The following is a 24705-nucleotide window of genomic DNA, read 5'->3' on the forward strand; positions in this document are numbered from 1 at the left end:
CATGCGTATTGCAGCTATATTCCTGACACTTGTCGCCGCCCCAGCCTGGTCCGAAGGGTTCGACCGTCCCATCCCACAACCACAATCTGCGACAGCAGAGTTCTGGTTTGCCATCGGCAGCATCGCCTTGATCATCGCGCTGATTGCAGTGCAACGGCTGGTCGCGCGCAGATGAACCGACAAGGCTGGTCCACCATACATATAACACTGGCCTTGTATCCGTTCGGTGCAGGGGCTGCGGCGGTGAATGTGTTCTTTGCCTCGCTGATCTTCAGCTGGCTGGGAGTTCCGGTCATTTCAACCGGGTGGTCCATCGTATTGGGCTGTCTTATTGGCCTGCCTGCAACCTGGTATTTTGCACGCCACATCCGGCACCTGATGGATGTCGCGGATGGTCTCAATAAGAATTAGGAGACACCTCATGGCACAAACGTCGTCGGAGCAAATGCGAGCCTGGAACGGACCAGCGTTGCTCAGCTTTGGGTTTCGCCCATTTTTTCTGTTCAGTGCGGTCTGGGCCGTGTTTTCCATGTTGCTATGGATCGCGACGTTATCGGGTGCGTTTGATCTGCCTACGCGGTTTGATCCGGTTTCCTGGCACGCTCACGCATTCCTGTTTGGATACCTAAATGCCGTTCTGGCAGGTTTTTTGTTGACGGCTGTGCCGAACTGGACCGGAAGACTTCCACTGGTTGGCTGGCCCCTTTTGGGGCTGGTTGCTCTCTGGATCGCAGGTCGGGTCTCAGTACTTTTTTCCGCGCAACTGACACCGTGGGCGGCTGCCTTGGTCGATTTGTCTTTCACCACAGTACTCGGGTACGTCGTTCTGAGAGAGATCGTGGCAGGCAAAAACTGGCGTAACCTGATCGTCTTGGGACTGCTAGCGGCGTTCACCATAGCCAATGCGCTGTTCCATATCGAAGCGGCAACCGGCGAATTTGCAGCTCAGGGGGCAGGTCTGCGTTTGGGGCTGGCTACGGCGGTGATGATGATCGCTGTCATTGGGGGCCGAATTATCCCATCGTTTACCCGCAACTGGATGGTTCAACATAATTACCAACCTTTGCCCGTTCCACCCATGCAGCGGTTCGATAAATTTCTGCTTTTGCTGACGATTGCAGGTCTTTTGATTTGGGTTATTGCGCCTGAACTTACTTTGTCTGCATTACTGCTGTGTACCCTTGGCGCTCTGCATCTGGTGCGCTTGCTGCGTTGGAAAGGTTATCACACAGCTACTGAGCCCCTGGTCTGGGTGCTGCACATTTCTTACGCATTCATTCCTGTCGGGGCTTTGGTGTTGGGTATGGCCATTTTGAAAGGCGACGGGATAGCCGCGGCTCAACACTTGTGGATGGTCGGCGGCATCGGGGGGATGACTTTAGCAGTCATGACCCGCGCTACCCTTGGACATACCGGGCAACCTCTGCATGCCAATCTGCTGACTGTCATTGTCTATTGCTCGCTCTTTGGTGCTGTCATCGCTCGGTTCGGCGCGGATAGCTTTCCAGTTTTGACAGAAGTTTCCGGGTTGCTCTGGCTACTGTCTTTTGGCGGATTCCTCTGGGGATATGGTCCTCTCTTGCTGCGGCCAAGACAGGCGAAGGTGTAAATCACACCAATTTGAGTGCCCCAGACTTTGCGGTCTTGTCTGGCGTGGAATTATTAACGTGATAAAAAAGGGTGAGGGAAACGAAGCAGTCAGTGTGAACATTTGACGGAAAGTTCCGGGGGTAGTTGGAACAACCGTTCAGTGATCATCAAACGCACTGGAAGCGAACGAACGGAATGAAGGCGGATGGCATTCAGGCTGGTATCCTGCGATGGGGGCGGGATCAGAGGATATCTAACATGTTTGATCTTGCAGGGTCTGCAGGAGGAAACTCAGTTTCTGGAAAAGGCCGATGGTTTTGCAGGAACGTCGACCGGTGGTTTGATAGCGGTCGCTTTGGCAGATGGCAGATCTCAGGGAAAAGATCTGACCGCATTGATAACGGATCTTGCATCGCATTATCGTGACGATGCGGATACAATTTTCAGAGAGAATGAGCGTAGTCTGGTAGACAAAGCGCTCGATGAAGTACTTAGAAAATTCAAATTCGGTGGCGGCCCGGGAATTACAGCTGCGCAGTACAATTCGACCGGTTTGGCTGAGATCGGCGAGACCCTTGTCGGTGATCGGACCGTTGGATCAATTTCTTCGGATCTGGTGATGGCCATCAATACAGTGTGCCTGCATCGCAGTGATCAAGCCGGCTGGGCGCCATTTACAGTCACCAACCAGGATCTGGGCAATGGATCATGGCTGGATATGAGCGCGGTCAAATTGCTTGACGTTGCCTTGGCAAGCTCGGCGGCCCCGACATATTTTCCACCGCACCTGATAACGGCGGATGGGGTTGATTACGGGTACTTCGCTGATGGCGGTACCTTTGCGAACAATCCGGTGCTGAATGGGATCAACATAGCGATAGCTGCAGATCGGGCTGAAGGGCTAGAGCAAATCGAGGCGTTGTCGATCGGAACCGGTCAGCAGCCTACGGATATCTCGGAAGAGATGATCAAGGACCCTGACGATTGGGGTCTGCTAAAGTGGTTTGGGATAACCTCGAACGCACCGCGCGGCGCGCTGATTGAATTGTTGCTAACGACTTCGGCGGAGAACCAGTACTGGATGGCGCGATTGGTGCTGAAAGATCGATTGGTGCGCCTGAACCCACCGTTGCCCAAGGTCGTAGGGCTGTCGACACACAAGCCCGCCGCCTATGACCTGATGGATGAGGCCTATCAGTCAATCAAAGAATCCGAGGATTGGATGCGCGCGGTGCAGATGCTTCGTGGATGGTAGTCCTATTGAGAGACTTCGGGACATCGATTGGGGATACTAGAACACACTCCGCTTTGTTTTTGTGGCACTTTCCAGAAAATGCGAAGTGTTTGTTGCGATAGCGGCTAAACCATAAAGGTTAACGCCCAAGTCTTATTTGTTCATACGCGAAGGGGAGGCATATGGACGATCCCAACATTGCCGAGAAATTGGTCGAAGTTCTACAGCGCAGCGATGGCGACACTTCGTTGCGCCCCGTTCACACATTTGGTGTCAGCGCCACAGGATTTTTTGAACCGTCACCGATCGCGGGCAACTTCTGTATTGCAGAGCATTTCAAAGCAGAAAAAACAAACGTAATCGTTCGGTTTTCAAACGGTTCGGGCAGCGCAACGATACGAGACGGCTGGTCTGATGTACGGGGGATGGCGGTACGTTTCCATCTGTCTGACGGGAGCGACACCGACCTTATCGCAATGACCTTGCCGGAGTTTTTTGCCCCTACGCCCGAGGCGTTTCTGGAATTTGCGCTGGAGGCAGCCCCGGCGCCATATGAGGGGCAATCTCCGTGGAAGAAAATCCTGGAACTGCTACACCTGAGACTGCCCGAACGTGATCCATATCCGGGTGAAACCATTAGCCCCGATGCAGGAGCTATCCGCTTTGCGGACAAGAATGCCTATGCGCAGCTTGGCGTGCTACAGGCCGCAACCATTGGCGCACCGGTGAGTTATGTGCGTGCGGCATATCACGCGGTCCACACCTTCGTGGTTACTGATCCTGACAACACGCGCCGCTGGGTGCGGTTTAGCTGGCAGCCGATTGCGGGTGTTCTCAGAACCGATCCCAACAAAACGCCGGTCGATGATTACCTAAAGCAAGAACTTGTGGACCGCATTGCTAACGAACCGGCTCGTTTTTCGCTGATGATGACAATTGGCGAAGTAGGCGATGACTTCAATGACTCGTCACGACCTTGGCCACCGCATCGGCAAAGGGTGATGATGGGAACGCTCACGCTCGACGCCATACCCGAGAACCAGGAGGAGCAGTGCGAGAAGCTCAGCTTCAATCCGGGCCTCCTGACTGATGGTATCGAGGCGTCAGATGATCCGGTGCTGCATATACGCAAGGAATCTTACAAGATTTCAAGCAAGTGGCGGAACGGATCACCATGCCCATTTTCGCGGAGTTAATGCCATGACAAGCCGGAACGGATGGTTCAATCGCTATGTCAACAGTTTGCCCGAGCGAGGATGGTTTAATTTCCTCTCCCGCTACGTGGTCGTGCCGTACTGGATCTGGAAAGAGCCGAAGCCAAAGCTGCCGGGTGGGCCCCGCCCGTCACCGCAGCCCAGCGAAAATGTTCAGAGGATGATGAACCTCATCATGCCTCTGAAGGATCCGTCACCGGCAGGGCGGGCGCGGGCAACGTTGGCGATTGCCCAGAATGTCGATGAGATTTTTGCTGGCCTCGACAATGTGGGTACAGTGCACTTTGCGCGCTTTTTGCTGATCGGAAACAACATCTGCATGATATCTGTCTATGATGGCGATTTCAGCAATTACATCCGGGATTTCATCACAACGATAGGCAGTGTCTTCAACGATGTTATGTCGTTGGTCGAAGGCGGTGATGAGCTTATGCCGACCGAGCACAACGTTGAAAAGTTCATCGATTGGGTGCATGAGCATGATCTGTTTCAAGCGCCTGACTTCCCAACAGATTTGTTCGGTCTGCAGGACGCAGCTAAAGGGCTAGTTCCCAATGATCCGCCGCACATGATCGGCTCGCTACCGCGCGATCTGATCCTGCAGTTACATGCAAATCCCAACATTTCACTGGGTGGCGGTTACCGCGCTTATCCCGGTGTTTCTGCCGCTCAAGTACGCAGCAAATTCGGAGTGGGCTGGTGAACAAGGCTTTCGATCTCGACGATATTCAGGGCAACATCCTGCGTGGCTATCGCCGCAACTTTGTACGACATCTCATTCTTGAGGTTAATGATCTGGCAGCGGCAAGAGGTTTTTTGGCTGCTTCGGTAGATGGGAACAACCCGGATGTTCCGGCGATTACACGAGACACGACATGGCGCCAGAAGCCCGCGGTTTGTTTCAATATCGGTGTGACATTTGAAGGTTTGCGCGCGCTGGGCACGCCTTCAGAGCATTTGGATACATTCCCGACCGAATTCCGGCAGGGTATGGCGAAACGCGCCATGAAAATTGGAGATTTCGGGGAGAGTGCCCCCGAACACTGGCCAGCGCCCTTCGATACTCCGGATCGTGTGCACATCATTGCCTCGATACACGCGGATACCGAAGAACCTTTGGATGAGGTTCAGGCACAGGTGGCAGGTGCGTTTAATGTTCTGGGCGTGCGCAACGGGCGAAATCTGCCCGAAGGCAAGGTGTTCTTTGGTTATGTTGACGGCATTTCGCAGCCACGCTTCAAACATGTCATCGATCCGGATCAGGTAGGTGTGGATGAACCCATCGATCCACTTGGTACGGCGTTGCTGGGCTATCCCACACGTCAGGAAGGGGTGACGTTTCGGGTCCCTACGCCCCATGAATTGGGGTTCAATGGGTCGTTCAACGCTTTCCGCATTCTTGCGCAGGATGTTGTAGGTTTCGAAGCTTATCTGGATCAGGCCGCCACCGAGTTGATGGAGCATCCTGAAGCAACGCAACTGGCTGATCCTGAAAATCTTGACCGGATTGGCGAGGGGTTGGATCTGCATGGCGCATTGCGTGAGGTTGTTGCCGCACAGATGTGCGGTAGGTGGCGCAACGGTGTGCCATACGAGTTGTCTCCTGATGCGCAATTCCCCGAAGAGCCTGTCTCGCTAACTAATTTCGACTACACGCGCAATTCTCGCTGCCCGGCCGGTTCACACTTGCGACGCGGAAATCCTCGTGGTGGACCCATCGTTCAGCGTATCGCCAACTATACCAGGCGTCTCGTACGGCGCGGGATGTCATACGGTCCGGATTTCGATCCTCAGCAACCGGACAGTCATGAGCGCGGACTGCTTGGCAGCTTCATCGGAGCCAATATAGGTGCGCAGTTCGAAGCGGTTATGTGCGACTGGATCAATCTTGGTCTTCATGATCCGACCATCACCGGATCCAATGATCCGCTGTTGGGTGCAAACACAGCTGAAACCAGCTGGTTCGACATGAGATTGCCGGATGGTGACACGATCCGCATTCGCGGCATTCCCCGCCTGATCACGTCGCGGGGCGGAGCCTATACGTTCCTGCCAAGCATTGCTGCGATCAAGTACCTGTCAGAGTTGACTAATTAGGCGCTCAGGGAAAGCTCATTCAATGCGGTATCGATCCGTGTGAGCATCGGCGACTGGCCCGCGGTTTCCACGACCAGACGGGCCCGCTGCAGATGTTCCACGGCCAAGGGCCTTTTCTTTTTTGCCTTGTAAAGCAGGCCCATGATCATGTCGCAGCGAGCGATGTAATGACCACCACTGTCGAATTGCGGATTCTTGCGAATGTGTTCGATCATGGCGATCATTTCTTTTTCACCAAAGATCATGACCCGAAGGATCGAGCGCAGATTTCTGAACAAGACGCCAAGCGATCCTCCACCTTCACCCGTGAGAATGGCCAGATGCATTTCACATAGGAAGAGGCGGCCCCAGTCTGCAGCGGTTTGGGTACCATCTTCGTCGCGCTGGCGAATAACATCTTTGATCTGGCGTAGCCCCTCGGCAATCTGACCATTCAGAGCGTAGGCGACACCCAGCATGGTTGCTGGGCCGTTGGTGAATAATGCCCAGCCTTTGGCATCGCATGTGCTGATATGTTGTTTGACCGTCTCAAGGGCACCCGGTTTGCCCAAGGGTATCATCGAACTGACCCGCGCAACTTCGGCGATGGCCAACTCAAATTCGACCTGTGACTGGCGTCGTGCTTCTTCTGCCATTTTTAGTGCAAGCTCATGGTCGTCAGTGACCATCGCAATCAGGGCTTTCATCGCGGTGCCGTAACCAAGCGAGCGTGGATCGTTCTTGGCCTTGCCAACGGCGATCATTCGATCCGAATTGGCATGTGCCGCAGCGACCCGACCACGATTGAGTTCATTCCAACCGATGGTCGCCAGGAAGAAGTTCTGAATATAGGCGTCTTCAATCTTTTCCAGATAGCTTTCGATTTCGGCGATCTTGGCGTTGAACAGATCGTTTTCAATCGGTGCAAAGTAGATGGACACCGATAGTTCATTAACCATGGCATACGCTCGGGAGGCCGGGTCACCAAGTCGTTCAGCCATTGCGGTCAGCTCTTGCTGAACACCATGTGCCTTGCGGAATTTTCCATTGCAGACGAGACAGGAAACGTAGTGATGCAGGAAAAGGGCGTGATGGCTGCTGTCTCCAGCTTCTTCGAGGATCGGCCGAACATTATCAGCTAGTTCGATCAGTTTGAGCACACGCATCGAAATATTCGAGCACAAGGCAAAATCTGCAAGAAACTCCACAAATTGCTCATTCGTGGCGCAGCCCGGATCGCTTTGATAAAGTTCGAGTGCAGAAACAAAGTACTTGTTGGCTTCGTCAAGGGAGTAGATGCCCAAGCTCTTTACACCTGCCAAAGTGCTGTACTTGAAGGCCTGATCCGTTCGATCTGTGAGCCCATAGTGATGGGCAAGGGTTTCAGCAACTTCCTGAAGTCGGTTCGAGTTTCTCAACTCCAACATATCCGCGATGGCCAGATGCAGTGCCGACCGGCGAGTTGATACGAGGCTTTGGTACACCGAGTCTCGCAGCAGGACATGTTTGAAAATATAGTCGGAAGAGTTGGTTTCCCGATAAAGAACGTCTAGAGCTTGCAGCCTTTGTAGCGCTGCCCCTACGCCGCCGGGCTTTTCAACCAGTTGAGACAACAGGCCAGGATCAAACCTTCGTCCAATGACAGCGGCTGCTTGCAACAGCTCGCGGTCTTCTGGTTTGAGGTGTTCCATTCTGGCGGCGAGCAGGCCACGCATACTTACGGGCAGTTCATTCTCACCTTTGCCAACTTCAAAATAAGCTCGTCCTGCATCAACTCTCAGGGTGCCTTCATCTAGCAGGAAACCTAGTAGCTCCTCTCCAAAAAGAGGGTTTCCTCCAGCACGTTCTGTCAATTGGGAAGCCAGGTCGTCCGGCAATGTATCTACCCCGAGCCGCGTCTGGGCCAGATAGGTAATATCGTCAGACGGTAACGGGCCGAGCGAAATCGTTGTTACACCGGCATGCGCATTCCAACCCGGAGTATATTCCGGGCGCCGCGTCTGGATGATCAGCAGGTTATTCTGCTGACCACTTTCAACCAGATTTCGAACAAGCTCTTCTGAAGCGGAATCGATCCAATGTGCATCTTCAATCAGCAGGATCACTTTGCCATGCGCACATTTTGCCTTCATCAAAGCTGGCAGCAGTTCGCGCGTGCGCAGACCGATCAAAACTCCATCAAGCCCGTCAAGTGCACCTGCGGGAGGTTTCAGGCCCAGCAAGTTGAGCAGTAAGCCCAAGTTTTCAGCCGAGTGCAAATCCGCGGCGGTCAATCCCTTTTCCAGCTTGCGAGCCACTTCTGTCGGATCATCGGCCTCGCGAATTTTGAACGCACTGCGCATGATTTCCAGAAAGGGCAGGAAGGGCACCTGCTGACCATCCGCAAAGCAATAGCCGGAAAGAACCGAGGCTTCTTCGGAAGGCACTCTCTTAAGAAATTCGAACACAAGGCGCGTCTTGCCCAAACCGGGCTCAGCGACCAGATCAATGACGGACAGGGCGTCATCTACATTGGCCAGCGCATCGAATAGCTGGTTCAGTTCCCCAACTCGCCCGACATAGCTGCTGAGCCCACGCGCAATAGAGGCATCAAAGCGTGTTGCATCATTGCTGACCGACTGCAATTGCCAGAGCTTCTGCGGTTTGAGCAAACCTTTGATCTGATGCTCACCGTTGAAGCTCAGATCGGCGACCCATTCGACTAGTCGACGTGTCGTATCGCACATCAAGGTACCAGCTGGCGGTGCAAGATTCTCAATGCGCGCCGCGAGATTGACCGTGCTGCCAACCGCAGTTGTTGGTCCGTCTTCGCCCTGCACCGCGGCCATCAGGACAGTTCCGGAACTGATGCCAACACGCATGCGTGGGCGTACCCCGAATTCTGCTTCCAGATCATCCGCTGCTGTCGCCAGGGCTTTGTGAATCGCCATCGCTGCCCGGCATGCGCGCAGTGCTGCATCTTCAAGTGCTTCCGGGATGCCGAACAAAGCCATGATGCTGTCGCCAGCAAAGTCGCGCACTGTACCGCCATGCTCCTCAACAGCGTTGGTCAGCGTCTCGTAGGTTAGGCGGACAAAATTGAGGGCCTTCTCTTCGCCAAGTTCGGCAACGATAGCAGTATAACCGACCATGTCCGCGAACAACACGGACACCTGGCGTCTTTCACCAAGGCTAGCTTGCTGTGACACTGGTATGTTCGCAACATCCCCCATCTGAAAAACCTATCTACTACAGCAAAGGTTGTCCCGCCAGACTTACGCAACATCACGTGGCCAAGGTTCATTGAACGGCAGCCAAAATGTCACGCATTACACAGCTAAGGGTTGAACCGGGTTGCTGATTGCGCAAAGTCGATCTTGTTTTTGAGATCAGGCTGAATAAACAAGTTTCAATCCGGGCCGAGGCCATCTGGTCTTGTAGATCTTGCCTGTGCTTGAGGCGGTAATCCACAAGTCACGCATGTCACTGCCACCGAAGCACATGTTGGTTGTGAAAAGATCTGGTATTTCAACGTGTTCCGTGGTTCCGTCGAGATTGAATACTGTGATGCCACCGGTGAACAATGTTCCCACGCAAACACGTCCGTCTTCTTCGACCTTGAGACTATCAAGCCACTGGTATCCGGGTAGCGTTTGAACAACATTTCCCGGCATTCCGGGCAAAGGTCCCGGCTTCACTTTACCGGGAGCAGTGATTTCCATCGCCCAGAGACGTCCGTAAACAGTGTCTGATACGTAAACAGTCTTGCCATCTGGCGACAGTCCCACACCGTTTGGCATCGGTATGGTGGCGGCTTTGGTCAGGGATTTTCCGTCGATGGTTGCATAATATAGGCCGCCATATCGCGTCGATTCTTCATCCTGAATGCCCGTGTCAGTGAACCAAAATCCCCCGGAAGTGTCGAAAACGATATCGTCCGGAGCGATGAGGCGCTTTCCGTCATACGAATCGTAGAGTTGAGTTACTTCCCCCGTGTCCAGATCTACACGGTGGACTGATCCTCCCTTGTAGTTCGGTCGTATCGGGGCAGGGACCGTAATTTGCTCGGGGCCGTAGGGCACAAAGCTGTAGACGCCACCATTGTTACAAACATATGCGGCGCCATCAGGGCCGATGGCAATGCCATTCGGACCCCCCGGGATTTCAGCAACTACGCTGACTTTGCCATCTTCGCTGAGACGCAGCAGTGTCTGTTCTTTGATATCGACGAAAAGCAGTGATCCGTCATCCATTGCCACAGGGCCTTCAGGAAATCCCAGCCCGTTGCACATTTCTTCCAGTTTCAATGACATACCGCTCCTCCTCATATCATGCTGACCAATAACACTGTGAATTCACTGCAGGCCAGATGATTTGCTTTTTAGCTGTTAAGAAACGCCGGATCCTGAAGTTGGGTCAAGACGGATAACCGGCTACTTCTGCTATCGTGATGTCGAAGTTGCAGGGTGAAAACTCTTCACTGCCAAATAGGAAGCAGGTGGTGAACCAAACCTGACGCTGCAAGCAACTTTCAGGTATGGGTCAGGTGGGGCAACATGCCACGATCCGTAATTCTTGCAACTCTGTTTCTTTTGGTATACCGCCGCATACAGCAAGCTTCTCCGGGTTCGCCAGTCACTGCTGAGGCCCATCGTTCAAGCTTCATTTAACGCTTATACGTCGGGAAAATCATGAGCCTGTTCACAGACTACCTAAATGAGATTGAAACGCGCAAAGGGCAGGGGCTGCACCCAAAGCCTATCGAAGACGGCGCGCTCACAAAAGAAATCATCTCGCAAATAAAAGATGTTGAAAATGAACACAGGCAAGAATCCCTGAAGTTCTTCGTATACAACACCTTGCCGGGCACAACCAGCGCTGCAGGCGAAAAGGCTGGGTTCCTGAAAGAGATCATTCTAGGCACGGCGACCGTTGAAGAGATTTCACCGGCTTTTGCCTTTGAGCTTTTGTCGCACATGAAGGGTGGCCCTTCCGTCGACGCCCTTCTTGATCTGGCGCTAGGGGATGATCTGGAGATCGCTCAGCAAGCGGCCGAAGTGCTGAAAACACAGGTATTTCTGTATGAAGCAGATACTGACCGCCTGGCGTCTGCCTACGCCGCTGGTAATGCGGTCGCCAAAGAAGTTTTGGAAAGCTACGCCAAGGCCGAGTTCTTTACCAAGCTTCCCGACATCGATGAGGAAATTCAGGTTGTAACATACATTACCGCAGAAGGTGATGTTTCGACCGACCTTCTTTCGCCTGGTAATCAGGCTCACTCCAGGTCTGACCGTGAATTGCATGGTAAATGTATGATCTCCGAAGCGGCTCAGGTCGAAATTCAGGAACTGCAGAAGCAGCACCCGGACAAGCGCGTCATGCTGATCGCGGAAAAGGGGACCATGGGCGTGGGTTCGTCCCGGATGTCGGGCGTGAACAATGTGGCTTTGTGGACTGGTAAGCAGGCAAGCCCCTATGTGCCATTCGTCAACATCGCTCCGATTGTGGCTGGTACGAACGGTATTTCGCCGATCTTTCTGACAACCGTCGGAGTGACAGGCGGCATTGGGATTGACCTGAAAAACTGGGTCAAGAAACTTGATGCAGACGGTCAGCCGGTCCTGGATGACAATGACGAACCGGTTCTTGAGCAAGCCTACTCGGTTGATAATGGCACTGTGCTGACAATCAACACCAAGACGAAAAAGCTCTATGACGGCGATAAAGAGCTGGTTGATATCTCTTCGTCACTGACCCCGCAAAAAGTCGAGTTCATCAAGGCCGGCGGCTCCTATGCGATCGTGTTTGGTAAAAAGCTTCAGAGCTTCGCTGCACAGACACTCGGCGTTGAAACGCCACCTGTCTTTGCTGCGTCCAAAGAGATCTCGCATGAAGGACAAGGCCTGACCGCGGTTGAGAAGATCTTCAACAAGAATGCAGTTGGTGTCGCCGACGGGGCCGTCCTGCATGCCGGATCGGACGTTAGGGTCAAGGTGAACATCGTCGGTTCGCAGGACACAACCGGCCTGATGACTGCACAAGAGCTTGAGTCCATGGCCGCGACCGTGATCTCCCCGACTGTTGACGGTGCGTATCAGTCCGGGTGCCATACCGCCTCGGTCTGGGATTTCAAGGCGCAGGAAAACATCCCAAAGCTCATGAGTTTCATGAACAAGTTCGGCCTGATCACCGCACGGGATCCAAAGGGTGAATACCACGCCATGACGGACGTGATTCACAAAGTTCTAAACGATATCACGGTCGATGACTGGGCAGTTATCATCGGTGGCGACTCTCACACCCGTATGTCAAAGGGTGTAGCCTTTGGTGCGGACTCGGGAACCGTTGCGCTTGCTTTGGCAACAGGTGAGGCAACGATGCCAATCCCGGAATCCGTGAAGGTTACGTTCAAAGGAACCCTCAAGGATCACATGGACTTCCGTGATGTGGTACATGCAACGCAGGCTCAGATGCTGAAGCAATTCGGAGACAATGTCTTTCAGGGACGCGTCATCGAGGTTCACATCGGCACGCTGATCGCAGATCAGGCATTCACCTTCACCGACTGGTCGGCTGAGATGAAGGCCAAAGCATCGATCTGTATTTCCGAAAACGAAACGCTGATTGAATCGCTCGAAATCGCCAAGAGCCGCATCCAGATCATGATCGACAAGGGAATGGACAACCAGGCCCAGACTCTTCAGGGCTTGATCGACATCGCCGATAAGCGCATTGCCGAGATTAAATCCGGCTCAAAACCCGCCCTGACCCCCGACTTGAATGCAAATTACTTTGCAGAACTGGTCGTGGATCTAGATCAGGTCGACGAGCCCATGATTGCGGACCCTGACGTCAACAATGAAGACGTCTCCAAGCGGTACACACATGATACGATCCGGCCTGTCTCTTACTACAACGGTGAAAAGAAGGTTGATCTGGGTTTTGTCGGCTCATGCATGGTGCATAAAGGTGATTTGAAGATCGTCGCACAGATGCTTCGTAACCTTGAAAAGACGCATGAAAAGATCGCGTTCAATGCTCCGCTGGTTGTTTCGGCTCCGACTTACAACATCATTGATGAGTTGAAGGAAGAGGGCGATTGGGCAGTTCTGCAAAAGTACTCGGGGTTCGAGTTCGACGATGCGGCACCCAAAAGCGCAGCTCGGGTCGAATATGAGAACATCCTGTATCTTGAACGTCCGGGATGTAACCTTTGCATGGGTAACCAGGAAAAAGCCGCAAAAGGTGATACCGTCCTTGCCACATCCACACGTCTGTTCAAGGGCCGGGTTGTTGAGGATTCGGCTGAGAAGAAGGGCGAGTCACTGTTGGCATCAACTCCTGTAGTTGTCCTGTCGGCCATTCTGGGTCGCACCCCGAACATGGATGAATACAAGCGCGCTGTAGATGGAATTGACCTGACGAAATTTGCGCCTCCACTTCAGAAAACACCGGGTCAGCGTTCGATCCACTACTAACCATCAGAGCCCCCAGGACTAACAGTTTTGGGGGTTTTCTCTTGGTTTGATCACAAGCAGGGTTTGGGTTTCCGGTCAGAAATCGCTGATCTGCCAGAGCGATCGATCGTGTCCAAAACTATCAGGCTATTGGTGCGCCTTTACCCCTACCGGATAATGATGATGAAACCTTGCGATTCCGAATAGCGGGACGAAGCGGCCATCGTACTTACCACCGACGACCGCTGTCTTAATTTTCAGCAGTGAACTCAAGTCAGACAAAGTCACTCGCTGAGCGCGAGATTAGTCCCACTGCGGCATGAACGCTTCTGCGTATCGCGCACCAAATCCTCCCTTCGGAAGGATTTCCGCGATAGCTTTCAAGTCATCAGCATTCAGATCAAGTTCTGCCGCGCCGACGTTTTCTGTCAGTCGTTCCTGACTACGTGTACCTGGGATAGGAGCGATGTTGTCGCCTTGTGCCAAAAGCCACGCCAGCGCAAGTTGTGAGACAGATGCGTTCTTCGTTTTGGCGAGCGCTTTGAGTTTTTCAACCGCGTTGACGTTCTTTTCATAGTTGCCGGGCTGCCAACGTGGGTCAAACTTTCGGAAATCGGTCTCCTCATAGTCGTTCGCAGGTTTTGCGTGACCTGCCAGGAACCCGCGCCCTAGTGGTGAATAGGGAACAAAACCAATCCCGAGTTCGCGCAGTACTGGAAACAGCACTTCTACATCCCGAGCAAAGAGCGAATACTCTGTTTGTAGTGCTGCGACGGGTTGCACAGCATGGGCACGTCGGAGTGTTTTTTCACCCGCCTCGCTTAGTCCGAAATGCAGCACTTTGCCTTCTTCGATGAGGTCAGCGACGGTGCCTGCAACGTCCTCAATCGGAACATTGGGGTCTGGCCGGTGCTGATAGAGAAGATCAATGCGGTCAGTATCCAGATAGCGCAGGCTGTTTTCGGTCACATTGCGAATGTTCTCGGGGGTGCTGTTCAAACCGATGCTCATACCGCCTTCAGGATCGGGTGAGAATCCGAACTTGGTTGCGATCACGATGTCATCGCGAAACTCTTTGACCGCGCGGCCAATGAATTTTTCATTCTCACCCCAGCCGTACAGTTCTGCTGTGTCGAAGAAGGTGACCCCTAAATCATAGGCTTTCTGGACAGCGGCAAGGGCGGACGCCTCATCACTTGTTCCATAGAAAGACGTCACCCCCATCGCACCATAGCCGAGGGCGGATACCTCAAGTCCATGGCTGCCCAGTTGTCGCTTTTTCATATCAATACTCCATTCTTGATTGATCGTTGTGGAGCATATGGGCATGGAGAAAGAGTCGTCCCTGCCTGATCATGTGCATTCATTGCCTGTTTCTGTCACGATATTGACTATCCACATAGGAATCGCCTTATTCCTTGCATGAAACAGCTATCCGATCTCAAAGAGCTTGCGTTGAAACATGCAGGCTCATCTGCGATTCCTGACTTGGAAATACATAAGCTGGACCAGCCTACAGAGTTGATCCCACTCATATATGAGCCAAGCGTTTGCCTGATTTTACAGGGCGAAAAACGCACCATCATCGGGGAAAAGGTGCTGGATTACTCGGGTGGCTCTTGCCTGATGATAGCAGCAGAATTGTCGGCGCTCGGACAAGTCACCCGCGCATCTGTCAGCGAACCTTTTCTGGCGCTTGCTTTAACGATCAATACAACCAAACTCGCTGACGCGATGCGAAAAGCCCCGGTATCTGAACACTCGGGCAATCAAAGCTTTGGGTTGCAGTCAGCTTCTGAATTGCTGATTGAAACTTGGGGCAGACTGTTGGGTATGCTCGACCGTCCAGATGAAATACAAGCGCTTGGACCTCTGTATGAGCAGGAACTTCTGTATAGGTTTCTCGTTGGACCAATGGGTCCATTCTTACGTCAGATTGGCACAGCAGATTCCGATCTATCCCGCATTCGTCAGACGATGGAATTCATACGTCAACATCATGCTGAACGATTAGAGGTCCGTGAATTGGCTGAATTGGCGGGCATGAGCCTTACGACCTTCCACCGTCGCTTTAAGAAAGTCGCAGGTATCAGCCCACTCCAATATCAAAAGCAGTTCCGGCTGCATGAAGCCAAGCGTTATCTGGTTGCCCGTGAAGGCAACGCTGCGTCGGTGGCTTACCGTGTAGGCTATGAAAGCACGTCCCAATTCAGCCGCGAATATCGACGACTATTTGGATTGCCGCCGCTTCAAGATGCTGCTGCGGAACGAGAATTGGCGAAGGTTCGCGCAAGTCAGTAAACTTACCTCCGAAGCAAACAAGTGCTTTGGACGCGTTTTAAGTCTGCCCTTTTGGCCTAATTAGCGCGAAATATGCGAACTAGATTGCTAGATATTCTTCACGAAGATTGGTGTCCTCAAGCACCTCTTTCGCCGTACCATCAAATACAATGGTTCCGGTATCTAGTATGATCGCACGGTCCGCCAACTCCAAAGCGCGTACGGCGTTTTGCTCAACAATGATCGTGGTCATACCCTGTTGCTTGACGTGAATAAGGGTCTTTTCGATTTCATCGACAATGACAGGAGCCAGTCCCTCATAAGGTTCATCCAAGAGTAAGACCTTGATGTCCCTCGCCAAGGCTCTGGCGATTGACAGCATCTGCTGTTCGCCTCCTGACAGTGTAATTCCCTCTTGTTTTCTACGCTCACCCAAACGTGGGAACAGTTCGTAAAGCCGTTCCAGCGACCATCCGATTGGCGGTGCAATCTGAGCAAGCTGCAGGTTTTCTTCAACAGTCAGTCCGGGAATAATTCGCCTGTCTTCCGGTACCAGACCAAGGCCTGCCGCGGCGGCTTCGTAGCTAGTCATGTTGTGTAACGGCTTATGGTCAAGCCAGATTTCACCATGTCTTACTTCAGGCTCTCCAACTCTCGCGATCGAACGAAGTGTTGAGGTTTTACCCGCGCCGTTGCGCCCGAGAAGAGCAAGAATTTCACCTTCGTGCACATTGAAGCTGACGCCTTGCACGATGTAGCTTTCTCCATAGTAGGAGTGCATATCCCAAACGGAGAGAAACGCAGGTGCCGTGCTGGCCAAATTGGCGTTTTTCGAAAAGTCAGGTTTCTCGTTCATAGCTTTTCCTTACGCAGCCTCGCCTAGATAGGCCTCGCGAACCTTGGGGTTACCGCGGATGTTTTCAGGAGTATCTTCAACCAGGGGTGTACCCTGAGCCAGAACAGTGATGCGTTCGGCAAGGCTGAAGACCACATGCATGTCATGCTCGATGATTGCGATGGTGATGTCGCGCTCATCCTTAATTTGTTTTAGCAGATCGATCGTGTTGTTGGTATCCGCCCTCGCCATCCCAGCCGTGGGTTCATCCAGTAGAAGTAGCCGCGGATTTTGGCTGAGGCACATGCCAATCTCAAGCCGCCGCTTGTCACCGCGCGACAGCGAGGCAGCATGCATTTCGCGTTTGTCTGCCATATTCATCTCTTCCAGCATGGCTTCAGCTTGATCGACGATGTCGCGCTCGTTTGCGATGGTCTCATATGCATGCATTCGGAATGCACCGTCCCGCATTGCAAAAATCGGGATCAACATGTTCTCCATCACTGTCAGCTCACCAAAAATCTCCGGCGTCTGGAACACGCGGCTAATACCCATCTGGTTGATCTGATAGGGTTCACGCCCCAACACAGAGGCGTTGTCGAACAATACGGAACCGGTGTCGGGCATAAGCTTGCCCACCAGACAATTTAGCAAAGTCGACTTGCCGGCACCATTGGGGCCAATGATCGCGTGAACCGAGTTTTCCTCAACACTGAGATTTACGTCCGTTAGTGCCTTGAGACCGCCGAAACGCTTGCTGACGTCTTTGACTCTTAGAATTGCCATGGCGCGCCCCTTATTCCGCCGGTTCCGTTTTGCCTGACGTTGCATCGTCGGCTTTTGATTTCTTGCGCTTGATCCGGTTAAGCAAACGCTGGCCACCTTCGACAAGACCACCTGGCAAGTAGATAACGACCAGCATGAAAAGGATGCCGAGCGTCAGATGCCAACCTTTTCCAATGAACGGATGGATCACGAACACTACCGCGTCCTCCAAACCGTCAGGCAGGAAAGCAAACCAACTGTGCAACACGTTGTCATTTATCTTCGAGAAAATATTCTCGAAATATTTGATGAAACCTGCACCCAGTACTGGACCGATCAAAGTGCCTGTACCACCCAGGATCGTCATCAGAACGACTTCACCCGAAGCGGTCCACTGCATACGCTCTGCGCCTGCAAGCGGATCCATTGCCGCCATCAGACCACCAGCTAGACCGGCATACATGCCAGAGATTACAAACGCCGCCAATGTGTACGGCTTTGAGTTTAGGCCGGTATAGCTCATCCGTTGCTGGTTTGATTTGACCGCCCGTAGCATCATGCCAAAAGGTGAGCGGAAGATACGGATGGACAGATAGAATACCATCATCATGATTATCGCACATAGATAGTATCCCGCGTTAAAATCAAAGCTCCACGCTCCCACGTCCATTGTATAGGTTGCGCGCATCGGCAGCCCGAATAGATGCGGCAGGTCTGGTGAGTTGGCGCCTTGCAAGATTTGCGGATCGTCTGCGTAAACCTGCAGGCCGGTTTCCCCGTTGGTTAGGTTGAACTTGGGGTTCGACAAAACAGAGTAGGCCAATGCAAAACTCATCTGCGCAAAGGCCAGAGTCAGGATCGAAAAGTAGATGCCCGACCGACGCAGACTGACATAACCAATCAGCAGTGAGAACACCCCGGCAACCACAACGCTGAGTGCGATCGCTGGAATGATATTGTAGCTCAGCAACTTGAACATCCATACGGCTGAATACGATCCGACACCCAAAAAGGCTGCATGACCGAATGACAGGTATCCTGTAAGGCCGAATAGGATGTTGAACCCGATGGCAAAGATGCCAAAGATCACGAAACGCTGCATCAAGTCCGGATAACCCGCGTTAAATTGCGCCATGGCGCTGCCTTCTGGGAACGGGTTCAGGATGAATGGGGCCAGCAGAGTGAGAAGGCCGACGATGATCAGAAGGCTGGTGTCTTTTTTGTTCAGTCCAAACATCGATTATTCCTCCATCACGCCTTTGCGTCCCATCAACCCACGCGGGCGTGTCAGAAGCACAATGATGGCAACAAGGTAGATGATGATTTGGTTGATCCCAGGGATTGTCGTGGTGGCCCAGGTTGTTGAGGCAAAACTCTCCAGGATGCCCAGTAGAAAGCCAGCCAGCACGGCTCCGGGCAGCGAGCCCATGCCGCCGACAACAACCACAACAAAGCTAAGGACCAGAAAGTCCATCCCCATGTGATAATTTGGCGGGTTCAGCGGCCCGTACATTACACCGGCCAAACCGGCCACTGCGGCAGCGATACCGAACATGATCGTAAAGCGCCGGTCGATGTTTATTCCCAGTAATCCTACGGTCTCGCGATCCGCCATTCCGGCGCGCACGACCATGCCGAACGTGGTGAATTGCAGGAATGAGAAAACAGCACCGATGATCGCGACGGCAAATCCGAAGTAAACCAGACGCCAAATTGGATAGATTATGGCGTTAGGGTCAAATCCAACCATTGTGCCAAGGTCGATAGAACCGCTCAGCGCGTCAGGCGGTGGAGTTTGGATTGGATTGGCACCGAAGAAGTACTTTACGATTTCCTGCAACACAATCGCCAGGCCAAACGTCACAAGGATCTGGTCAGCGTGAGGGCGCTTGTAGAAGTGCTTAATCAACCCGCGTTCCATCACGTAGCCCACTGCCAACATGATCGGGATTGCAAACAGGACAGCCAGTGGAACAGACCAATCGATGATCGCCGCACCGGTCTCTGGGCCGAACCAGGCCTCGACGTAGGGTGTTTCAACCTTCAGCGGGTTACCCAGGAAGTCGGTTTGGCTCTCGTCGATGGTCACAAAGCTCAGGTTCATGAGCTTTTGCAGAGTAACGGCACAGAACGCACCGATCATGAACAGTGCCCCGTGGGCAAAGTTCACAACACCCAGCGTTCCAAAAATAAGCGTCAGCCCCAGCGCAATCAACGCATAGGCCGACCCTTTGTCCAGACCGTTCAAAATTTGCAATAGGATGGCGTCCATTGGCCCCACCTCAGGGTTGGTCAGTGTGAATTAAGTGGTTAACAGGATCAGCCCTGTTGAAGGTGTCTGGCCACCTTCCTGGCAGCCAGACTTAGACACGAGGACTTACGCGCCCGGGTTACACTCACCCAGTGAGCCACCGGCGAACATCGGATGCTCGGGGTCGTATTCGACCTGCGCGCGCGGCGTGATCTCGACGATTTCCAGAGTGTCATAGGCGTTGGTCGGGTTCTCGTTGCCACGAACGACCAACACGTCTTTGAAGCACTGGTGGTCCGCACCGCGGTACCAGGTCGGACCGTTGCCCAAACCGTCAAACTCGAAGTCTTCCAGAGCTTCGACAACGCCGCACGGGTTGAATGTACCAGCACGTTCACAGGCATCCGCATAAAGTAGAACTTGTGCATAGCAGGTCTGTGCAGAGTTGGACGGCGGTTTGCCGTACTTCTCACCAAACGACTTCACAAAGGCCTTGGTGCCCTCATCTTGCAGCTGCCAGTTCCAGTTCATCGAACCCAGCACGCCTTTGATGTTCTCGCCTGCACCAGCGGCCATCAGTTCCGAATACAGCGGAACGACGATCTTGAAGTCCTTGCCGTTGGCCACCTTGTCAAGCAGGCCGAACTGAATAGCGTTGGTGAGCGAGTTCACCATGTTGCCGCCGTAGTGGTTCAGAACCAGAACATCAGCACCCGAATTCAAAACCGGAGTGATGTAGGACGAGAAGTCCGTGGACGCGAGCGGTGTTTTGACAGTGTTGACCGTTTCCCATCCCAAAGCTTCTGTCGAGGCAACAATGGACTCTTCCTGAGTCCAACCCCAGTTGTAGTCAGCCGTCAGGTGATAGGCGCGACGCTCATTGCCCATCTCGGCGGCCAGCACCGGTGCAAGGGCAGCACCCGACATGTAGGCGTTGAAGAAATGGCGGAAACCATTTGCCTTCTTGTCTTTGCCAGTCGTGTCGTTGGCGTGGGTTAGGCCCGCCATGAAGATCACGCCTGCTTCTTGACAGAGGCCTTGCACAGCAACGGCCACACCCGATGACGAACCGCCATTGATCATGATGGCGCCGTCTTTTTCGATCATCGATTTTGCCGATGCACGCGCAGCGTCTGACTTGGTCTGCGTGTCGCCTGTGACGAACTCGACCTTCTTTCCAAGAATACCGTTGCCCTTCAGTGCCTTCGAAGTGAAGGTGTTCAAGCAACCGCCATCTCCTTCACCATTGAGATGTTCGACGGCCAGCTGTTGCGCCAGCAACTCGTCGTTACCCTCTTCAGCATACGGCCCAGTCTGGGGAACATTGAAGCCCAGGGTTACGGACCCTCCGGTTGGTTCGTTGGTGTAAGCAGCAGCCGACGAAGCCGTAAAGATCGTAGGCAGGGCCAGACCGGTACCTGCGACGGCACCAGACTTCAACACGCCGCGGCGTGTGACAGATTTATTGGTCATTAATTCCTCCCATTTCCCTTTCTTTCGTCATTTGGCTCCTCTTCCAGCAGACGAAAGCGCACTTATGTGCAAATCAATAATGGAAAGCCGAAGGAAAATTTCACAACAAATTGCTGGATTTGAAATAAAATTTTGTAAATTTATTCACCAATTGCAGCTATATTTGTAAATTTTTTTCAGGCTGGTAGTGCTAACTAATATGATTCCTGACAGTTAGATGCAAAAAAACTATTCCTAATGTTCTGTCCTGAATGGCTTCGCACGCTTTAGTGGGCAGAAGCTGAGGCTAATTCGTAAGTGCGAAGCAGTATTTTCTGTTTCAGTTTGATACTAGATGTTCACAGAGACTAGGTGCCTGCCGTCAAAGGAGCCTGATTTAACATTTGCCTGTTTTGGGCTCCATGCCGCATTTCGCTGCATTGTTATTCGGCGACCTGTCACAGCCCAAAGCGGAAATTCGCAAGTAAACTTAGCAGATTAAGCGATGCGTAAAGAAACTTGCCATACAGCGGCAAAAACCACGTATGGGACGACCAGCGGCTAACGTGATTCATGTCAACAAACGCAAGGATCAGAGAAAGAACTCTGCCCTTTCCACTACCCAAACCATTGCGACCAGACTTGCGCACGCGGCAACGACAGCGCGAGAGCTGACCCAGATACGGCCTGGTTGTTTGCGCAACAACAACACCAGGGGCCAGACCAATAGAACGATCATGACTTGTCCGGCCTCTACCCCAACATTGAAGGCCAGCAAGCTGTGCCAAACGTTCGGTGCATCAACACGTAGAATTTGATGCAACATGAAGGAGAAACCAAACCCGTGCAGCAACCCAATCCCGGACGTGATGGCAAAAGCCTTCAGGTCGCCATGTCCATTCTCTGGTGGCCAAACCGCCATCGCAGCAGCGTAGATAATTGAAAGTGCTATTGCCAGTTCGACAGTTGGGATGAACCACGCTCCGCTCGGCGCGAAGCCAAAAAAACCTAAAATCAGTGTTGCCGTGTGGCCCAATGTAAACCCTGTGACGCGGGCTAACAGGCTGTGTAAGTTCAATGCACCGATGATCATACAAAGCACAAACAGAACGTGATCGGGACCTTCCAAAATATGCCGAATACCTTCGACAAAGAAGGTCGAAGCGGCTGCGGTTGCTGATCTGGAAACTTCGACCGGGGTATGCATCAGGCCCCGCGCACGAAATGTCCGAACATCCTGCCCGTTATAGTCGAGGATCAGGTTCGCCGTTTCTTCTTGTTCAGGAAGTCCCGGATCAGAAGTGTAGGATAAACTGTATGCTCCAACCTCTCCCGTCACAAAGCGCAGATGTACGTCAACCATCACCTCGCCAACATAAATCTCCTCGGTTTTTGGAAGCACATCTCTTGGCGCAAGTGCTGAACGCGCCTCATCAAGCGTGGCAAACCCAGGTTCTTGCCCCGACGGGTGCAGTCTTATCGAGACGATTTCTGGTGTTTGTTGGTGACCGTCGATAGATAGCACAAAGCCGTTTTCAGCAATACGAGCCAAGCCGGTTGGATCTTTTTGCAATGCGACCTGATCCAAGTAGTGCATCAGCACCCCATCTTCGATCAGATTGTATGTGTAAGGAGCTGGTTCGGGCAAACCGTCCGGGCCTTCGGGACCGACGAGTTCCGCAACCAGATACGGCATGGGAAGGCGCAAATAGACATCTAAGCCATCTTCCGAATGGGCCACATGATGAATGCGGACATTCTGGTTTAGATTGAAATGCGCCTCTGCTCTGCCTGCGCACAAAAAGATCATGGCAAACAGGAACGTGGCAAAAAACAACCTAACCACTACCACAGAATTACCCTCCTGTTTTGGCGCTGATAATCGTCAGGTCATCAAGCATCCAATGGTCGCCATTCCGCGAAACGTCTAGCAAGCCGCGATAAGAAACCGTTTGCCTGTGTAGGTGCCCCCAATGACCTCCGCTTACACGGGCGGTCCAATTGGCGAGGGCCTGATGCTGATGTCTGTCTTCGCCGGGCGAGAAGCTCTCGACGTTCAGGTCTGAAATCGCTTCCACTCGTGCCAAGGCGCCAGAGGGCAGGGTAACCGACAAGCCACGACGCATCTCTGCTTGAACCTTTTCGCGATTGATGGCTTCGACATATGGCTCCATCGCCGCCACGGTATTGTCATCTCGCGTCTCAAGCATCGTGGTTCCGATGTTGGTCAACAGGCCTTCTACGATTTGATGCGTCGCGATCTCATCCGGCTCGGGCGCTGTCGACAAGTTGTTCAGTGAGTAAGGGACAATCGCAGCGGCACCGAATGCCCCGGTCAGGCCAAGCAAGATCAGACGCTGACCGTTTGCACGTTGCGACGAATAATAGGCGCATACCAAACACAGAAAACCAAAGCCGAACGCAAGCGAAGGCACCTGAGCTACACCTGCGACTTTGACGACGACCGGGCTCGTTTTCGGATTAACCCAAGTTGTCAGATGATTGTTCCAACTTACAACAGGATCGGATGCATAAATCTGCGAGGGAACCGCCCCTGCCGGATCGGAGAGGGTGATCGGAATAACTTCCAGACCATCTGGGAAAAGCTCCCAAGCCAGGTCAACTCGGCTCGGCAAGGTCTCAACCGGATAGGAAAGGACAACACCCAATAGCATCGTCTTTCGGTTAGCCTCTGATTCATCCGGAAGAACACGCAAACCTTCGGCACCAACTTTGATACGTGAAACCTGCACCGTTTCCGGTTTCATCGGCTTGCCGTCTACGGCGAGCGGGTTTCTAGTCGCAAGAAAGTCCGATACGCCAGACTTGATCCTGGCGACATCATCTGGAGTTAATCGCTCTGCGCCTTCAAGGTCCAAATCCGCCCAAGTTTCGAAGTCTTTCAAACGCAATATGATCTCGTGCCGGACGACACGCGGTTCCATGGCCAAGAACGACATCATCGGAGACTTGTGGTGGCGGGTGAGGTTTGGGTTCTCAAATTTGCTAAACCAAGGATCATCCCAATCTGGCAGCATTGTCTCAGCCTGAGAAAGGTAACGATAGTCTGTCACCGGAACGCCCATGTGCTCGACCACAACGCCGAGTGAAGCCAAGGGAATCCCGTCTGGACTTAGCGGGGGAATGAATGTGATCCGTTCAGGCTTGCCATTGAACGGAAACTCCATATCCACGAAGACGACATTTTCGCTGCGTGGCCGCGGTCGATACAGAGCGCTCGCGGCTGTTTGCCGGGAAATTCTGGGGCGTACATCAATCGTATTCGTTGTGCTGGTCAGTTCCTCTTCGTCTGCCCAGATTTGAAGGTTTTGACCCGTTCGCTCTGCCAGCGACGTACCTGAACCATCATCTGGAATAACGAATATGGGATAGTCGCTCAAATCGACCTCAAGGATTACCCGCACATGATCAGGCTGCACCGAAAGCTCAACAAAGTTCGGCGCGGTTTCTCCGCCGTAGGGGGACACGAGGTCAGCAATCGATTGGTTCGCGCTAAACGTAAGACTGGCGAGCATTGAGCCCAACCAAACGCATATCGTGCCGCATTCTCC

At 52.9% G+C, this 24705-nt stretch carries 19 protein-coding genes; 9 read left to right on the plus strand and 10 right to left on the minus strand.

Annotated elements, in window-relative coordinates; translation table 11 throughout:
• Nucleotide 1: 1 nt before the first annotated feature.
• The 7 genes from ACR0IO_RS20865 (at nucleotide 2) to ACR0IO_RS20895 (ending at nucleotide 6135) form a co-directional block, all read left to right on the plus strand.
• Nucleotides 2-175, plus strand: a complete 174-nt coding sequence (locus ACR0IO_RS20865) for a protein NnrT (RefSeq protein ID WP_155147968.1) — start codon at nucleotides 2-4, stop codon at nucleotides 173-175.
• Nucleotides 172-411: an NnrT protein gene (locus tag ACR0IO_RS20870; RefSeq protein ID WP_155147970.1), complete on the plus strand. Its 240-nt coding sequence runs from the start codon at nucleotides 172-174 to the stop codon at nucleotides 409-411. Before ACR0IO_RS20865 ends, ACR0IO_RS20870 begins: the two co-directional genes overlap by 4 nt.
• Nucleotides 412-421: 10 nt before the next feature.
• The gene (locus tag ACR0IO_RS20875) at nucleotides 422-1609 is read left to right on the plus strand and encodes an NnrS family protein (RefSeq protein ID WP_480744379.1); all 1188 of its coding nucleotides are present in this window, start codon (nucleotides 422-424) and stop codon (nucleotides 1607-1609) included.
• A 186-nt stretch (nucleotides 1610-1795) separates the two neighbouring features.
• Nucleotides 1796-2845: a patatin-like phospholipase family protein gene (locus tag ACR0IO_RS20880; protein WP_155147973.1), complete on the plus strand. Its 1050-nt coding sequence runs from the start codon at nucleotides 1796-1798 to the stop codon at nucleotides 2843-2845.
• Between the two features lie 161 nt (nucleotides 2846-3006).
• Nucleotides 3007-4020: a catalase gene (locus ACR0IO_RS20885; protein WP_480744382.1), complete on the plus strand. Its 1014-nt coding sequence runs from the start codon at nucleotides 3007-3009 to the stop codon at nucleotides 4018-4020.
• 4 nt (nucleotides 4021-4024) lie between these two features.
• Complete coding sequence (locus tag ACR0IO_RS20890; RefSeq protein ID WP_170335565.1) at nucleotides 4025-4741, plus strand: hypothetical protein; 717 nt, start codon at nucleotides 4025-4027, stop codon at nucleotides 4739-4741.
• Complete coding sequence (locus ACR0IO_RS20895) at nucleotides 4738-6135, plus strand: Dyp-type peroxidase (protein ID WP_480744385.1); 1398 nt, start codon at nucleotides 4738-4740, stop codon at nucleotides 6133-6135. The genes ACR0IO_RS20890 and ACR0IO_RS20895 overlap by 4 nt, the downstream gene beginning before the upstream one ends.
• Here the strand turns inward: ACR0IO_RS20895 and ACR0IO_RS20900 are convergent.
• Nucleotides 6132-9266: an ATP-binding protein gene (locus tag ACR0IO_RS20900; protein ID WP_480744388.1), complete on the minus strand. Its 3135-nt coding sequence runs from the start codon at nucleotides 9264-9266 to the stop codon at nucleotides 6132-6134. The two genes, ACR0IO_RS20895 and ACR0IO_RS20900, sit on opposite strands and share 4 nt — an antisense overlap.
• Before the next feature lie 216 nt (nucleotides 9267-9482).
• The gene (locus ACR0IO_RS20905) at nucleotides 9483-10406 is read right to left on the minus strand and encodes an SMP-30/gluconolactonase/LRE family protein (RefSeq protein WP_480744391.1); all 924 of its coding nucleotides are present in this window, start codon (nucleotides 10404-10406) and stop codon (nucleotides 9483-9485) included.
• Between the two features lie 378 nt (nucleotides 10407-10784).
• Between ACR0IO_RS20905 and ACR0IO_RS20910 the strand changes: the two genes are divergently transcribed.
• Nucleotides 10785-13571 carry a bifunctional aconitate hydratase 2/2-methylisocitrate dehydratase gene (locus tag ACR0IO_RS20910; RefSeq protein ID WP_480744393.1) on the plus strand — a complete coding sequence of 929 codons (2787 nt, stop codon included), beginning with the start codon at nucleotides 10785-10787 and terminating at the stop codon, nucleotides 13569-13571.
• Nucleotides 13572-13853: 282 nt separating this feature from the next.
• Here ACR0IO_RS20910 and ACR0IO_RS20915 read toward each other — a convergent pair whose 3' ends face one another.
• On the minus strand, nucleotides 13854-14834 hold the full coding sequence (locus ACR0IO_RS20915; protein WP_480744397.1) for an aldo/keto reductase: 981 nt from the start codon (nucleotides 14832-14834) through the stop codon (nucleotides 13854-13856).
• A gap of 138 nt (nucleotides 14835-14972) precedes the next feature.
• On the opposite strand from ACR0IO_RS20915, the gene ACR0IO_RS20920 reads away from it, so the two are divergent.
• On the plus strand, nucleotides 14973-15851 hold the full coding sequence (locus ACR0IO_RS20920) for an AraC family transcriptional regulator (RefSeq protein ID WP_480744399.1): 879 nt from the start codon (nucleotides 14973-14975) through the stop codon (nucleotides 15849-15851).
• Nucleotides 15852-15930: 79 nt separating this feature from the next.
• Here the strand turns inward: ACR0IO_RS20920 and ACR0IO_RS20925 are convergent, their stop codons facing one another.
• The 7 genes from ACR0IO_RS20925 to ACR0IO_RS20955 all read right to left on the minus strand — a co-directional run bounded on the left by ACR0IO_RS20925 (nucleotide 15931) and on the right by ACR0IO_RS20955 (nucleotide 24669).
• Nucleotides 15931-16686, minus strand: coding sequence for an ABC transporter ATP-binding protein (locus tag ACR0IO_RS20925; RefSeq protein WP_155147989.1), 756 nt, complete (start codon nucleotides 16684-16686; stop codon nucleotides 15931-15933).
• A gap of 9 nt (nucleotides 16687-16695) precedes the next feature.
• Nucleotides 16696-17451 (minus strand): ABC transporter ATP-binding protein, encoded by a 756-nt coding sequence (locus ACR0IO_RS20930; protein ID WP_155147991.1) that lies wholly within the window; start codon nucleotides 17449-17451, stop codon nucleotides 16696-16698.
• Between the two features lie 10 nt (nucleotides 17452-17461).
• Complete coding sequence (locus tag ACR0IO_RS20935; protein ID WP_155147994.1) at nucleotides 17462-18667, minus strand: branched-chain amino acid ABC transporter permease; 1206 nt, start codon at nucleotides 18665-18667, stop codon at nucleotides 17462-17464.
• A gap of 3 nt (nucleotides 18668-18670) precedes the next feature.
• On the minus strand, nucleotides 18671-19702 hold the full coding sequence (locus ACR0IO_RS20940) for a branched-chain amino acid ABC transporter permease (protein WP_480744404.1): 1032 nt from the start codon (nucleotides 19700-19702) through the stop codon (nucleotides 18671-18673).
• Between the two features lie 105 nt (nucleotides 19703-19807).
• On the minus strand, nucleotides 19808-21154 hold the full coding sequence (locus ACR0IO_RS20945; protein WP_155147997.1) for a substrate-binding protein: 1347 nt from the start codon (nucleotides 21152-21154) through the stop codon (nucleotides 19808-19810).
• A 571-nt stretch (nucleotides 21155-21725) separates the two neighbouring features.
• Nucleotides 21726-22985: a HupE/UreJ family protein gene (locus tag ACR0IO_RS20950; RefSeq protein ID WP_480744408.1), complete on the minus strand. Its 1260-nt coding sequence runs from the start codon at nucleotides 22983-22985 to the stop codon at nucleotides 21726-21728.
• Nucleotides 22986-22989: 4 nt separating this feature from the next.
• Complete coding sequence (locus ACR0IO_RS20955; protein ID WP_480744410.1) at nucleotides 22990-24669, minus strand: hypothetical protein; 1680 nt, start codon at nucleotides 24667-24669, stop codon at nucleotides 22990-22992.
• Between the last annotated feature and the right edge of the window lie 36 nt (nucleotides 24670-24705).

It is taken from the genome of Ruegeria sp. CE12 (genome assembly GCF_056537525.1).

Coding starts and splice junctions, on each gene's coding strand:
- ACR0IO_RS20875 (WP_480744379.1), top strand. CDS start 422: ATGGCACAAACGTCGTCGGAGCAAATGCGAGCCTGGAACGGACCAGCG.
- ACR0IO_RS20870 (WP_155147970.1), top strand. CDS start 172: ATGAACCGACAAGGCTGGTCCACCATACATATAACACTGGCCTTGTAT.
- ACR0IO_RS20915 (WP_480744397.1), bottom strand. CDS start 14,834: ATGAAAAAGCGACAACTGGGCAGCCATGGACTTGAGGTATCCGCCCTC.
- ACR0IO_RS20935 (WP_155147994.1), bottom strand. CDS start 18,667: ATGTTTGGACTGAACAAAAAAGACACCAGCCTTCTGATCATCGTCGGC.
- ACR0IO_RS20955 (WP_480744410.1), bottom strand. CDS start 24,669: ATGCTCGCCAGTCTTACGTTTAGCGCGAACCAATCGATTGCTGACCTC.
- ACR0IO_RS20910 (WP_480744393.1), top strand. CDS start 10,785: ATGAGCCTGTTCACAGACTACCTAAATGAGATTGAAACGCGCAAAGGG.
- ACR0IO_RS20905 (WP_480744391.1), bottom strand. CDS start 10,406: ATGTCATTGAAACTGGAAGAAATGTGCAACGGGCTGGGATTTCCTGAA.
- ACR0IO_RS20920 (WP_480744399.1), top strand. CDS start 14,973: ATGAAACAGCTATCCGATCTCAAAGAGCTTGCGTTGAAACATGCAGGC.
- ACR0IO_RS20885 (WP_480744382.1), top strand. CDS start 3,007: ATGGACGATCCCAACATTGCCGAGAAATTGGTCGAAGTTCTACAGCGC.
- ACR0IO_RS20865 (WP_155147968.1), top strand. CDS start 2: ATGCGTATTGCAGCTATATTCCTGACACTTGTCGCCGCCCCAGCCTGG.
- ACR0IO_RS20925 (WP_155147989.1), bottom strand. CDS start 16,686: ATGAACGAGAAACCTGACTTTTCGAAAAACGCCAATTTGGCCAGCACG.
- ACR0IO_RS20890 (WP_170335565.1), top strand. CDS start 4,025: ATGACAAGCCGGAACGGATGGTTCAATCGCTATGTCAACAGTTTGCCC.
- ACR0IO_RS20880 (WP_155147973.1), top strand. CDS start 1,796: ATGGCATTCAGGCTGGTATCCTGCGATGGGGGCGGGATCAGAGGATAT.
- ACR0IO_RS20940 (WP_480744404.1), bottom strand. CDS start 19,702: ATGGACGCCATCCTATTGCAAATTTTGAACGGTCTGGACAAAGGGTCG.
- ACR0IO_RS20930 (WP_155147991.1), bottom strand. CDS start 17,451: ATGGCAATTCTAAGAGTCAAAGACGTCAGCAAGCGTTTCGGCGGTCTC.
- ACR0IO_RS20945 (WP_155147997.1), bottom strand. CDS start 21,154: ATGACCAATAAATCTGTCACACGCCGCGGCGTGTTGAAGTCTGGTGCC.